Origin of the sequence: Rhodococcus sp. 1168 (assembly GCF_002091955.1) — a bacterium.
In the GTDB taxonomy this organism is placed as follows: domain Bacteria; phylum Actinomycetota; class Actinomycetes; order Mycobacteriales; family Mycobacteriaceae; genus Rhodococcoides.
The window spans coordinates 1-12961 of record NZ_MKKY01000074.1; the positions used below are offsets into that span (position 1 = coordinate 1).

Annotated in this window: 12 protein-coding genes; 5 read left to right on the plus strand and 7 right to left on the minus strand. The window is 62.0% G+C overall.

What is annotated here, in order from left to right; genetic code table 11:
* A partial coding sequence (locus tag BJI47_RS17100; protein ID WP_088943789.1) for an IS1380 family transposase occupies nt 1-1304 on the minus strand: 1304 nt, incomplete at its 3' end.
* Between the two features lie 271 nt (nt 1305-1575).
* Here BJI47_RS17100 and BJI47_RS17105 point away from each other — a divergent pair.
* Nucleotides 1576-2142 (plus strand): DUF2510 domain-containing protein, encoded by a 567-nt coding sequence (locus tag BJI47_RS17105; RefSeq protein WP_176224928.1) that lies wholly within the window; start codon nt 1576-1578, stop codon nt 2140-2142.
* A gap of 57 nt (nt 2143-2199) precedes the next feature.
* Here BJI47_RS17105 and BJI47_RS17110 read toward each other — a convergent pair whose 3' ends face one another.
* Nucleotides 2200-2496, minus strand: a complete 297-nt coding sequence (locus BJI47_RS17110; protein ID WP_088944870.1) for a hypothetical protein — start codon at nt 2494-2496, stop codon at nt 2200-2202.
* Nucleotides 2496-2726 (minus strand): hypothetical protein, encoded by a 231-nt coding sequence (locus tag BJI47_RS17115; protein WP_088944871.1) that lies wholly within the window; start codon nt 2724-2726, stop codon nt 2496-2498. The genes BJI47_RS17110 and BJI47_RS17115 overlap by 1 nt, the downstream gene beginning before the upstream one ends.
* A 257-nt stretch (nt 2727-2983) precedes the next feature.
* Between BJI47_RS17115 and BJI47_RS17120 the strand changes: the two genes are divergently transcribed.
* Complete coding sequence (locus BJI47_RS17120) at nt 2984-3547, plus strand: DUF2510 domain-containing protein (RefSeq protein WP_176224929.1); 564 nt, start codon at nt 2984-2986, stop codon at nt 3545-3547.
* 703 nt (nt 3548-4250) lie between these two features.
* On the opposite strand, the gene BJI47_RS17125 is transcribed toward BJI47_RS17120, so the two are convergent.
* A complete protein-coding gene (locus BJI47_RS17125; protein WP_176224930.1) occupies nt 4251-4826 on the minus strand; it encodes a TetR/AcrR family transcriptional regulator in 576 nt (191 codons plus the stop codon).
* A 94-nt stretch (nt 4827-4920) separates the two neighbouring features.
* On the opposite strand from BJI47_RS17125, the gene BJI47_RS17130 reads away from it, so the two are divergent.
* The 3 genes from BJI47_RS17130 to BJI47_RS17140 all read left to right on the plus strand — a co-directional run bounded on the left by BJI47_RS17130 (nt 4921) and on the right by BJI47_RS17140 (nt 10822).
* Entirely contained in the window at nt 4921-7071 is a 2151-nt protein-coding gene (locus tag BJI47_RS17130) for a molybdopterin-dependent oxidoreductase (RefSeq protein WP_254900659.1), read from the plus strand.
* Entirely contained in the window at nt 7068-8714 is a 1647-nt protein-coding gene (locus BJI47_RS17135) for a 4Fe-4S binding protein (protein ID WP_088944873.1), read from the plus strand. The genes BJI47_RS17130 and BJI47_RS17135 overlap by 4 nt, the downstream gene beginning before the upstream one ends.
* 260 nt (nt 8715-8974) lie before the next feature.
* A complete protein-coding gene (locus BJI47_RS17140) occupies nt 8975-10822 on the plus strand; it encodes an APC family permease (protein ID WP_176224931.1) in 1848 nt (615 codons plus the stop codon).
* A 39-nt stretch (nt 10823-10861) separates the two neighbouring features.
* Here the strand turns inward: BJI47_RS17140 and BJI47_RS17145 are convergent, their stop codons facing one another.
* From BJI47_RS17145 to BJI47_RS17155, 3 genes are all read right to left on the minus strand, one after another.
* The gene (locus BJI47_RS17145; RefSeq protein WP_088944874.1) at nt 10862-11881 is read right to left on the minus strand and encodes an LLM class flavin-dependent oxidoreductase; all 1020 of its coding nucleotides are present in this window, start codon (nt 11879-11881) and stop codon (nt 10862-10864) included.
* Between the two features lie 271 nt (nt 11882-12152).
* Nucleotides 12153-12515, minus strand: coding sequence for a hypothetical protein (locus BJI47_RS17150; RefSeq protein WP_088944875.1), 363 nt, complete (start codon nt 12513-12515; stop codon nt 12153-12155).
* Between the two features lie 43 nt (nt 12516-12558).
* On the minus strand, nt 12559-12961 hold a 403-nt coding region (locus tag BJI47_RS17155), incomplete at its 5' end, for an IS30 family transposase (RefSeq protein ID WP_125458744.1).

Sequence of the window (12961 nt, forward strand, 5' to 3'; positions counted from 1 at the left end):
GGTGCGCGCTGCGGCCGCACGAAACGCGCGGGAATGTTGACGATCTTCCGCCGTAGCGTCATTCCGCGGGCCTTCGCGTGCCGCCCGCCTGCCACGGTTCCGGCCGCTCGCAGCAGATTGTGGGCGATCGCTGCGCATTGCACCCAGGCGGAGTTCGCGCCGAACGATCCGGACGGCATGTGCGCGAGCGGGCCGTCGATCAGATCGGAGAACACCGTTTCGATGATCGCGTGCGCCCGGTGGGTGACATCGGCGGTCGTCGTCGGCAATGTGCTGTTGGTGAAGAACGGGTGATACCGCCACACCGGGAACAGCGCATCAGCAAATCGGGCGTCCTTGACCCGCCGCACGATCAACCGTGCAGCGACAGGATGTGCGGTGGAAGAGAAAGCGGTGAAGACGGTTTCGGCGACTTCGGCATCGGAAATCCAGCCACCGGTATCGGGGTCGCGGACCGCTCCCGGGTATCGCACGGGCGTCCACGCATCGTCTGCGATGGAATCGATGGCTCGTTGGACGAGACGGTTCTTGATCAGCACGAACGAGAACTCCGCACGGGCGTTGATGCAGGCGCGTACGACGCGACTGTTGCCGTAGGCGGAGTCGCCGCGGACCATGATCTTCCCGGTGGCGCCAGCCATCCGGGCGGTGGCGATGGCCTGGGCGACCATCCAAGCAGCACCGGTCCCGGATCCGGTTTTCCCTGCTCGCAGGCGCATGCCGGTGATCACCGGTGCCGAGTCGGCGGTACTGAGGATCGTCGCCAGCGGGGAGAGTCCTTTGCGGAGGATCTGCTTGCCGGCGATTTTGGAGTGACCGTAGGAGGCACCTTGTTTGGCGTGTCCGTAGACCGGGCGCAGAAGTGAGTCGATGTCGACGAACGCGCGGTCCGCGATGCCGGGCAGGATCTCTGTGCGGTGAGCGAGGGCAACGAGGTGTTCGCGCATGACCGATTCGAGTTGGCGATTATGACCGAACGTGAACTCGCGCAACAGGGTTCCGACGGTGGAAGGTGCGTAGACGGAGTCGAAGAGGTGTTTCGTGCCGCCGGATCGGAGGAGGTCGATGTCGTCGATGCTGTCGGCGCCGGCGCACATCGCGGCGATCAACGTCGTCAACTTCGGTGCCAGGTTCGCGGACCCCGATGAGATCTTCGGGGCGGTGATGGCCACCTTGTCCGCGAAGAGTTCGGTCAGGCCGGTCTGGTCGGCGAGGGTCATGATCGGCAGCAGTCCCGCGCACGACACGAGGTGGTCGTCGTCGAACTTTGCGGAATCAGGGCGGAAGGTGTGGGATGATCGCACTGGAAGTGTCCTGTTGGTCTGGTCCGATTTTTTGTGTGAGAACTCAAATCATTCCAGGTCGGAGGGCACTTTCTTCAGTTCGACACCCCACTACCTCCCAGATTCATCGGTGGATCGAGGCTAAGGCGTCCGCAAGAATGCCCACACCGATCATGCGATGCGGGCGTTCGATCTGGACAGTGACAATGACGGAGCGCGTTGTAGCTGGTCGGATGATTTCTTAGGATCGACACGCGCGTCGACAAGGGTGCGAGTTACGAAGGGCAATCGAATGAGTCAGCCAGGTTGGCATCCTGATCCAGAGGCTTCGGGGCAGTTACGTTGGTGGGACGGCCAGCAATGGACGTCAGCGACACAGTCACAGCAGCCGTTACCAGTACCGCCCGAGTCGGACGAGACTTCTGAGCAGCGTAAGGCTAAGAATCGCAAGAGCTACATCATCGCTGGTGTCGCGGTGCTAGTGCTCATTGGCGGGGTCTTCGCCTATCAGCAACTGGCGCGGCCTGCGGTGTGCAAGGAATATTGCTCGGCGGCTGACGATTTGAAGGATCAGCGTTGCATCACGCCAGATGTTGCATCGTGTGACGCGACGATTCTGGAGAAGGGACGCATCGCGACGGGGGCTAAAGACATGGCTGTCACTGAGTCGTCGATGTCGTCCAAGGTCGAGTCCCTGCACAGTGCGGCGGAATCCGTCGAATCGCGAGTGGGTAGCTGGCAGAGTTCAGATTGCGCGGAGCCTCAAGAGGGCGACAAACTGTTTAGATGCCGAACCCTCGCGAAAGATGTTGACGAAGCGTTCGATCGTTTCGAGGACCGGTTGTCGGATCAGTCTTAGAACTGTTCAGTCCAGCAAAAGGCCCACACCAGCTTGCATGGTGTTGGCCTTCTCAGCTCAAGCGTTGGTCATGCGGTCGAACGTCTGCGTAGCGGTGTGGCCCATCTGCTTGAGGATGCGCGTCATCAGGTAGGCGGTCGTGTACGCGGTGGGGTCAGCGCCGGGGGTGAGGTACATGCCCAACGCGTCGTCGTCGTCGGTCCAGATCAGGCCTGCGTCGTTGAACAGGAACGAGCGGCCAAGATTCGAGGGTGTGGATTCGTACCCCTCAAGCTCGTACGCGTTGACGAGTTCGTCGGTGAGGGCAGCCCCGTTGTCGGGTAGCCATCGCATCGCGAGTGGGTAGTCGGGCATCACTTGGCATCAGCCTCGGCGGCCTTGGCGGCGCGTTCCTTGGTCCAGGTCATGAACTTAGCCTTCATGCCTGCGAGGTCGCCTGCAACGAAGGTGTAGCGCGCTCCGGCTCCACACGCCTCGTAGTCTTTGCTTGCACGCAGGAACACGCGCAGTTCGCGGGGTGTGGTGCCCATTGCCTCGGCTACCTCGCGTGTGGTCAGGGTTTCGATCTTCTTAGCTGTTGCCATCGTGTCCTCCTGGTCGGGTGGTGTGCAGCAGGACTGTAAGACTTTCGGCGGCCTACCCCAAAAGATCGCGGGTTGTCAGACCTGTTGTGCTGCAGTCCGGCTCAGATACTCAGCGATCCCGTGCGCGGATCGATACCGAGGCATTCGTGATGCGGGCCAGATCGTCGTGCTCTTGGCGACTCGCGGTGCGGGATCGAACCATACGTCTGGTTTACTTCTCGTTGAACCTATGTTGAACGCGGAACGGATGCATGACAATGACCAATGCAACGCCCCCACCTGCTCCTGCTGGGTGGTACCCGAGCCCGTCGGGTGAGCCTAATTCTGTCAGTTATTGGGATGGCAGTACCTGGACCGAGAATCGCCGGTTGGAAAAGCCAGCTGTTGATGCGACTTTGGCCGATACAGGCGCGGAGTCCGCCACACCGGTACAGCCGAGTAGGCGCGGTGCCCTCATTGGCATCGGTGTTGTCGTCGCGTTGGTCTTGGCGGCAATCGTTGCCTACAACGTGTTCATTGACGGCATTGAGGACGAGGCAATGGACCGTTGCTCCAGCGCCGCAGCCAATCAGTTGAAGTCGCCCAGCACCGCAGAGTTCAGCAACGTGACGGCGCACGAGACCGACAGTCTCAAGACCATGGATGAAGACTTTTCGACCTTCGACGAGTACAAGGACTTCAAGGAACTCAGCCGGTGGGTCGTGACCGGTGACATAGACGCGAGCAACTCATATGGGGCAACAGTCAGAAGTGACTTCAACTGCAGTGCGATCGTTGGAGATGGGCGCATTGTCGGAATCGAGTTTGGCTTCATTCAGTAGGCGCGTGTAGACCTTCTGTGGCGCAACGACATGCGCGAACACGGCGCGCATCCGATGGGCGTTCACGCTCGCGCTCAGACGTACGTGTGGACGCATCAGCCAGAACGATCGAAATGTGCACATTGTGACAACACACGTTCGCGTACACACAACTACAGCGCTCGGCCGCGGTAGGTGGGAAACGCGGTCTGACCTGTGCAGATGTGCGACTAGGACGTACTGGCGCGTACGGCGAAGTACACCGCCATTCCGACTCGTAATGAAAAGGTCAAGAGTTCGATTCTCTTAGGCGGCTCCACGAAGGCCAGGTCGACAGGGTATTTCTGCCCTGTCGACCTGGCCTTTTTTCGTCCGAGGGCACGTTTGCGGCACGGATTCGCGGTGCCAACTGATCGAGGACTGCGCTGGTGTCAGGCGCTAACGCGGCGCGTTCGATGTAGTGACGCTCAGTGACGGCCGTACTGCTGTGGCCGGGCTGGGCGGATGCGGCACGAACGCCGGGGCCGCTTTCGACCATCGTTCCGAACAGTCTCCCGGATCGAGTGGGGAGTTGACCCAGGCGTAATCCTCTCCACGGACCTTCCGCCAGGCAGTACGGACAAATAGCGGGCACCGCGCGACAGATCGGCGATCACCGCGGCGTGATCTCCGAGAGCGGCAGCACGCGAAATCCGCGGCCGACCGCCCCAGTTCGTCCCAGGCCTCAGCTGCCCTTCTCCTCGACTCGTCCGTACATCGCGAGCCAAAAAGTTCTGCCGAGTGTTTGGGCCATCGCGGCGTCTTCATCCTCAGCACGATCCGCAAGCGCGTCGATGAGAGACGCCCGGGTAGCGGTCACGATGAATCGGGCCGTCTGTAGTGGATCTACCTCGGCGGAGACGATCCCCCGGCGGCGTTCACCCTCGAGACGCTCCGCCATCGTCGCCGTGTAGGAGGCGAGCGTATTGCGAAGCGCCGCAGCGAATTCGCGGTCGGACTCGGCGGTTTCGAGGTAGGCCGCCCAAATCTCCGCGTTCTCGCGAGCAAGCGCGAACATCTGCGCGATCACGTCGGTCAGCGACTGCCACGACGCCCAGTCTTCTCGTTGCCACCAGGTATTGGACGCGGTGATGAAGGCGTCCACGCTAGGCTCCGCGACTCGCTGGATCAGCTCGGTCTTGTCGCCGAAGTGTTGATAGAACGTCGAACGCGATGCGTTGGCGGACGTGATGATCCGCTCCACCGAGAGATCGGCAAACCGCTCACCCGCTCGCAGCAACTCGGCGGTGGCGTCCAACATGCGCTGGGCGCTCGTCGTTCGCCGTCTTCGTATGATTGCCTCCACACTATTAATCATACATACTGTTCGAATAAGCGACGAAGGATGGGCGGACGTGTCGAACGTGATTGAGAAGAAGACCTTTTGCGGCATCTGTGAGTCCTCTTGCGGGCTCATCGCCACCGTCGAGGCGAACGAGGTCGTTGACCTCCGGCCCGATCCCGACCATCCCGCGACGCGAGGCTTCGCATGCTCGAAGGGTGTCCAGTTTCATCACGTGGTCGCCGATCCGGACCGCGTCCTGTACCCGATGCGGCGCCTGCCCGATGGCCGGTTCGAGCGTTCGACGTGGCAGTCGGCGTTCGACGACATCGGCAACCGGCTACGCGCAATCCAGCGCACGCACGGCAACTCGTCGATCGGTGTTCTTTGGGGCAACCCGATCGCCTGGAACTACGCGAGCTCGATCGCGACAATGGGCTTCGCGGCCGCGCTCGAGACCAAGCACCACTATTCGTCCGCGTCGATCGACGTCAACAACTACTGGGCCGCCGCGCACATCATGTACGGCGCAACCGGTGTCAACCCGCTGCCGGACTTCGCCGCCACCGACTTCGCACTCATCATCGGCGCGAATCCGGTTGTCTCGCACGGCAGCCTGGTTACCACCGGCCATATCCGTGAGGTCCTGCTCGATATTCCGGCCCGGGGCGGCCGCGTGGTCGTGGTGGACCCACGACGGACGGAAACCGCAAAGCTCTTCGAGCACACCCCGATCCGGCCCGGCGCGGACCCGTGGCTGCTGGGCGCGATGCTCCGAGTCATGTTCAAGGAGAACCTGATCGACTGGAGCACGGTCGCCGTGCAAACCCGCGGCATCGCCACATTGCGGGACCTCACGTTGCACTTCGACCTGGACAGGGCGGCGCTCGAGACGGGAATCGCGGCCGAGAAGATCACCGAGATCGCCCGCGCTATGGCGACAGCGCCGCGCGCCTGCGCCTACGGTCGCTGTGGCACCTCCCTCGGCCAGTACTCGACTCTGACCAAGTTCCTGCTCGACACGCTGTCGGTGGTCACCGGCAACTTTGACACCCGTGGCGGCATGGTCTTCGGTGACCCGATGGTCGACATCGAAGGCTTCGCAGAACTAATCGGAGTATCCGGGCGCGGGCGGTGGCGCACACGAGTGGACGGGTTGCCCGAGATCAACGGCCAGGTGCCGCTGGCCACGATCGCGACCGAAATCATGACCCCCGGCCAGGGCCAACTACGCGCGCTGATCACGACATCGAGCAACTTCGTCACCAGTGGGCCCGGATCGGCCGAGTCGGCCGCGGCGCTGGAGTCACTCGATCTCATGGTCTCACTCGACCCGTACATCACCGAGACCTCGAAACATGCGCATTGGGTATTGCCACCTGCCCTATGGCTCGAACGCGAACAGATGCCCTGCTTTACGCAGGCGCAGTCGACCGTGCCCAATGCCCAATGGGTCGCACCGGTCGTGCCCGCCCGCGGAGAGGCGCGCGACGACTGGTGGATCGTCGATCAGATCGCCCGCCAGATCGGCATCGTCCCGTCGCCAGTGCCCGGAGCACAGCTGCTCGGACGGTTGGGGATCCGGTTCACACCTGCATTCGCGGTCGATCTACTCACCCGGATCGGGCCCTACGGCGACCTGTTCGGACTTCGTCGTGGCGGGATCAACCGCGGCAAGCTGATGGCTCATCAGGGCGCGATCGCCCTGCGTGACAGCTGTCCGACCGGGGTGCTGCGGAAAAAGATCCACACGCACGACAAACGGATCCACCTCGATTCGGCGGAAATGCTCGCCGAAACGCGCCGACTCGTCGCCGCGCAGCAAACAAACACGGAATTTCCGTTGCGGCTGTTCAGCATTCGGGAGTTTCGCTCGCATAATAGCTGGCTGCACAACGTGCCGAAGTTGATGGCCGGGCAGCGTCGCTGCCGGGCAATGATCAATCCCACCGACGCCGAAACCGCAGGGGTCCATGATCGCGACGAGGTCGCGATATCTTCACCGTGGGGCCGGATCGTGGTACCGATCGAGGTGAACGAGGAGGTCTCGCCGGGTTCAGTCGGCCTGACTCAGGGATGGGGTCACAGTGGGGGCTGGTCGATTGCCACTGCGGCCGGCGGCGCCAGCTACAACGACCTGACTCCGGTGGACCCGGACCTGATCGACCGCCCATCTGGCAACGCCTATTTCAACGGCATCCCGGTGGCGGTGGCGGCGCAATGAGCTACGTCATCACCCAGAACTGCTGCAACGACGCGGCCTGCGCCGATGTCTGCCCAGTCGGGTGCATTCACCCGTCCCCAGGTGAACCGGGCTACGCCAGCACCGAAATGCTCTACATCGATCCCGTCCGCTGTATCGACTGCGGCGCGTGCGCCGAGGCGTGCCCGGTCGACGCCGTCTACTCGGCAGACGCCCTGCCCGACCGCATGCGGCGGTACGAGGAGATCAATGCCGACTACTACCGTGCGACGCCGAGAGTCTCGTTGCCATTGAGCGTGGCACCACCGCGGACCTTCGAACGTACAGCGAATTCGCTGCGCGTTGCGATCGTCGGCGCCGGGCCGAGCGGATTCTACGCTGCCGAACAGCTGATCGAGGCCGGCGCCGAAGTATCGATGTTCGACCGCCTCTCAACCCCTTTCGGGCTTGTGCGCGCGGGCGTAGCACCCGATCACACCCATACCAAGAACGTCACCGACCAGTTCCGCTGGACGGCGGCACGCCGGGAATTCAACACGTTCTACAACGTCGAAGTCGGAACCCACCTGTCGCACCATGACCTGTTGCAGTATCATCACGCCGTCCTCTATTCGGTTGGCGCACTACAGGACCGCCGTCTCGGCATCGTCGGCGAAGACCTTCCCGGCAGTCACGCTGCAGCCGAATTCGTCGCCTGGTACAACGGCCACCCCGACTACGCCGACCGGCGCTTCGATCTCAGCCACCGCCGGGCGATCATCATCGGCAACGGAAACGTCGCCCTGGACATCGCTCGCGTCCTGCTACTGCCCGTCGACGAGCTCGCCAGAACCGACATCGCCGACCATGCCCTCAAAGCCCTGGCCGACAACAACATCGAAGAGGTTGTCGTTCTCGGGCGACGGGGCTCGTCGCACGCGGCATTCACCACACCGGAGTTGTTGGCGTTCGCGCACCTCGATGATATCGACGTCTTCGTAGAAGACGGTGCGGCCCAAGACGCGATCGTGCGGGGGTTCTCCACGCAGCTCAAGACCAAGGTGCTCGCCGAGCTCAGCGCGGCCCCACGCGGCAATGCCAAGCGCCTCGTCCTACGTTTCCTGGCATCGCCCATCGAGGTCGTCGGCGACGAGCAGGTGACCGGATTACGTGTCACACGCAACACGATGATCGATGGACGAGCCGAGCCGAGCGGTGAATCGGATCTACTCGATGCCGGTCTCGTGCTCAGAGCGGTCGGTTTCCGGGGCCGAGCGATCAACGGTGTCCCGTTCAACGAACAGGTGGGGACAATTCCCAACGACCACGGACGGGTCATCGGGCCGGACGGCGAACCCGTGCCGGGCGTGTACACCGCAGGCTGGATCAAACGTGGCCCGTCCGGCGTCATCGGCACCAACAAAACCTGTGCTGCGGAAACCGTCGCTCACTTGCTCGAGGACTTCTCGAACGGAAATCTGGCCGACCCCCTCGGATCGGCCGACGACCTGACCACCTTCGTCTCCACCCGCAGGTGCGAATACGTCGACCGGCGGACATGGCAGCGAATCGACGAGCACGAACGCGCCGCCGGGCGAGCCGCAGGTAGACCAGCGATCAAACTCACCGACACCGCAGCCATCTCACGGATCGCGGTTCTTCCAACATCCGCCGACCCCGCATAAGTCAACGCATGACCCGCAGCGGGCCTCCGTGACGCTCAGGCGCTGGTAGATCGCTGCGAATGGGGACGCGCAAGAAAGGAACCGGCACGGAGACCGCGGAGACCGCACACCGGCATGTCGATGCGTTGGTGTGCCCGAACACCGTCGCCGACTTCGCCGAGCGTGCCGTATCCGATCAATGCCGTCGATATTGTCGGCTATCCCGTCAATATTTCGACAGGAAACGATTCGACGCCGATGGTCCGTGCGAGTGTCGAGCGATGAGACATTCAGTGATACTCGGGCACCGTGGGGCCGTATCGGCAACACCACGGCCGGCGCGAAACACCGAAAAGCACAAGCTTTCCGTCGCAACAGGACTGGCGGGGTTGTCGCTGGACGCGATGGCCTCGGTGTCGTATGGCCCCGAGGCCATCGTGCTCGTTCTCGCCCTCGCCGGTGGTGCCGGTATCGGGTTCACTTTGCCGGTGACCATCGCGATCGCGGTGTTGCTGGCGGTTCTGGTGGCGTCGTACCGTCAGGTGATCGCTGCGTTTCCCCAAGGCGGTGGTGCCTACGCCGTCGCGAAGAAGCATCTGAGTCCGCGGGCAAGTTTGGCGGCCGCCGCGTCGTTGATCGTGGATTACACCCTCAACGTCGCGGTGTCGATCGCCGCCGGTGTGGCGGCTTTGACCTCGGCTTTTCCCGCACTGCTTCCTTGTACGGTCTGGATTGCGCTGGCGATACTCGGTGGGATCACTGCGTTGAACCTACGTGGAATCGCGGAGTCGGCGCGGGTGTTCATGTTCCCGACTGCGATCTTCGTCGTGAGCATCTTCACCGTCATCATTGCGGGACTGTTTCGTGATCAGCCCGCCGCGGTCGCGGCTCCGTTCCTGGCCGACAATGCACATTCGATCGGTATTCTTCTTCTCCTCAAGGCATTTTCGAGCGGTTGCGCTGCACTGACAGGTGTCGAAGCGATCGCGAATGCGGTACCGAGCTTCAAGACGCCTCGGGTGCGCAATGCTCAGCGCGCCGAGGTCGTCCTTGGAATTCTGTTGGGCACCATGCTGATCGGGTTCGCGGTGCTGATCGAGAAGTTCTCCTTGACGCCGGTGCACGGTACGACGGTCCTATCGCAGCTCACCTCCGCATCACTCGGAAATGGTGTGGGCTACTACGTCGTGCAATTCTCCACGGTGATACTTCTTGCACTGGCAGCGAACACCTCGTACGGCGGACTTCCCAACCTGATGCGACTGCTCGCCGAGGACAATGTCCTTCCTCATCGCTTCAGCAGGAAGTCGCGACGCGAGGTCTACACCCACGGTGTTCTGTCCCTCGGTGGCGTCGCGGCGCTGCTGCTCCTCGCCTCCGGCGGGCACATGAACACGTTGGTCCCGCTGTTCGCTATCGGAGTCTTCATCGGATTTACTCTCGCCCAGTTCGGCATGGTGCGGCATTGGCTGGCGGAGCGCACTCCCGGTTGGAAATGGCGCTTGGCGCTCAACGGTTTCGGCGCGTTGTTGACGGCTGTGGCTGCTGTGGTGACCACCGCTATGAAGTTCACCGAGGGTGCGTGGCTGATCGCGTTTGCTCTGCCGGCACTGATCCTCGGGATGGAACGCATTCGAGGCGCGTACACGCACATCGGCACACGACTCACTACCGTCGACGGGGTCGAGACCTCCCGCGGCGTCCGAGTCAAACCGGCTGTTTTGGTTCCGGTAGCGGAACTCACGGCACTGTCCGCTCGGGCGATGGCTGCAGCGACTGCTATGTCATCGGAGCCGATCGCGATCCACGTCTGCATGGGCGACGAGTCGACGGCCGACTTCACGCAACGCTGGGGAACCCGCTATCCGGATTCGCATCTGATCGTCATCGAGGACACCGAAAACTCGGTTGGGCTGTCCATTGCCCGGTATATCCGGACCCACTTCCCGCACCAGGAAACATTTGCGGTGGTTGCCACCATCGACCCGGCCACCAGATGGCACAAGTTCCTGCCTAGTCAACGCACCGGCGAAATCGCCGGTGTACTGCGCAAACACACCGAAGCGGTGGTGTGCCAGATACCGGTCCGTATCGATCCTGCAGACCGATACCGCCCCTTGCGCGCCTGACGACCAAGTCGCCGCCGAGAACCTCTGCGTATCGGCGCGCTACCGCCACCCGAGTGCTGGGGCAACTTCGGTGAGTAGCGCGTCGAGGACGTGGGCGCAGTAGTCGACGCCCAGTTGATTGGGGATGGTCAGCAGCAGGGTATCGGCGGCAGCGATGGCCTCGTCCTCGGCCAGGTCCGCGATGAGTCGATCAGGCTCTCCGGCATATGTTTTGCCGAAGCGGGCTTTGCCGCCGTCGAGGTAACCCACCTGGTCCTGGCCTGTGCCCTCGCGGCCGAAGTAGGCGCGGTCGAGATCGCTGACGATGGGAAAGATGCTGCGACTGACCGAGACCCGGGGTTCGTGCGGGTGGCCTGCGTCGGACCAGGCTTTACGGAATCGAACGATCTGCTCGGCCTGGAGTTGATGGAACGGTACTCCGGTGTCTTCGCTGAGGAGCGTCGAACTCATCAGGTTCATGCCCTGCTCGGCAGCCCATTCGGCGGTCTTCCGGGTGCCGGCTCCCCACCAGATTCGATTGCGAAGGCCCTCGGAGTGCGGCTCGAGGCGCAACAATCCGGGAGGATTGGGGAACATCGGCGACGGATTCGGTTCGACGAATCCCTTGCCTTCCAGTAGCTCGAGGAACTGTCGGGTGTGCGCGCGAGCCATCGCCGCGTGGTCGGACCCCTCCGGCGGCGTGTGCCCGAAGTAGCGGTATCCCTCGATGACCTGCTCGGGCGATCCCCGGCTGATCCCGAGCTGAAGCCGGCCGCCCGAGATGAGATCCGCGGAACCGGCATCCTCGGTCATGTAAAACGGGTTCTCGTAGCGCATGTCGATGACGCCGGTGCCGATCTCGATCTTGCTCGTTTTGGCACCGACTGCGGCGAGTAGCGGGAACGGTGAGGAAAGTTGGTTGGCGAAGTGGTGGACGCGGAAGTAGGCACCGTCGGCACCTAGTTCCTCGGCAGCAACTGCGAGATCGATGGATTGCAGTAGGACGTCGGAGGCCGATCGAGTCTGTGACTGAGGATTTGGCGTCCAATGGCCGAAGGACAAGAACCCGATGTTCTTCATGTGCGTCTACTTCCTCGATGTCGGGCAAAAGATGGCTGCACGTCCCAACATACACAGATTAGGTTCTAGCTTCAACCAAAGTTACTCACAGCCGTGTAATTCAATTTTGTCCGGTCCTACCTGCGGAAATAGTGATGGGCGTCAGATCTATCCACAAGCCATCCACAGCCTGAAGGCCTTGGTCCTCGAGTTATCCACAGTTTCATCCACACCCTGTTAGTGCATATGTTCGAAACCGAAATACCGGCAGGTATCTAGTGCAGTTTTCGCATTAAGCGGCACGACGCAGTTGCCGCAATCGCGACACAAGACCCCCGGCGACTACTGCTTGGCCGATGAACAGCGCGAGAGGCAGCATCAACAACTCCCACCCTGTCGTGGCGAAGTAACCTGCCCAGAGAACGATCGCGAAAGCGATTGTGCAGGTGATGATCTGACCGGCGGCCATGGCTGAGGTTGCGTATTGTCCGGCGCGCACCACGCGCGGAAGTGCGACGGCCCCTGCGATGGCTCCGATCAGCGAAGCAACTACGCCGACCACCGTTGGAAACACCACCATAATCTCGAACAGCGGCCCCGGTTCGATCACACCAGAGACCACCAGTTGAGGTGCGCAGTACAGCAACACCAACATCGTGCAGAGCACCGTCAGGGTCGAAAGATAAGTCAGCTTAAATTCAACCTGTCAACGCAACAAGCTCCCCGGCAAGGCACTCTGCGGGTGATTTGAATCCAAGGCACTTTCGTGGACGGTTGTTCAGTTTGGCTGCAATGGAATTGAGGTCTTGCTGAGTCAAATCTCCTAAGTATGTTCCCTTCGGAAGATATTGGCGCAAGAGCTTATTGGTGTTCTCGTTCGTTCCTCGCTGCCAGGGACTGCGCGGTGCAGCGAAGAAYATCTCGATGCCTGTCGCGGCGGTAAGCAGCTTGTGGCCGGCAAGTTCCATCCCTCGGTCCCAGGTCAAACTCCGGCACATCACCGGATTCATCCGTGCATACTCCCTGACCAGCGCAGGGACAACTGACGTCGTGTGCCGGGTTGGTGTCTGCACAATGGTCAGATAGCGGTACTTGCGATCG

Coding starts and splice junctions, on each gene's coding strand:
- BJI47_RS17115 (WP_088944871.1), bottom strand. CDS start 2,726: ATGGCAACAGCTAAGAAGATCGAAACCCTGACCACACGCGAGGTAGCC.
- BJI47_RS17135 (WP_088944873.1), top strand. CDS start 7,068: ATGAGCTACGTCATCACCCAGAACTGCTGCAACGACGCGGCCTGCGCC.
- BJI47_RS17110 (WP_088944870.1), bottom strand. CDS start 2,496: ATGCCCGACTACCCACTCGCGATGCGATGGCTACCCGACAACGGGGCT.
- BJI47_RS17145 (WP_088944874.1), bottom strand. CDS start 11,881: ATGAAGAACATCGGGTTCTTGTCCTTCGGCCATTGGACGCCAAATCCT.
- BJI47_RS17140 (WP_176224931.1), top strand. CDS start 8,975: ATGAGACATTCAGTGATACTCGGGCACCGTGGGGCCGTATCGGCAACA.
- BJI47_RS17125 (WP_176224930.1), bottom strand. CDS start 4,826: ATGTTGGACGCCACCGCCGAGTTGCTGCGAGCGGGTGAGCGGTTTGCC.
- BJI47_RS17150 (WP_088944875.1), bottom strand. CDS start 12,515: ATGTTGGTGTTGCTGTACTGCGCACCTCAACTGGTGGTCTCTGGTGTG.
- BJI47_RS17105 (WP_176224928.1), top strand. CDS start 1,576: ATGAGTCAGCCAGGTTGGCATCCTGATCCAGAGGCTTCGGGGCAGTTA.
- BJI47_RS17120 (WP_176224929.1), top strand. CDS start 2,984: ATGACCAATGCAACGCCCCCACCTGCTCCTGCTGGGTGGTACCCGAGC.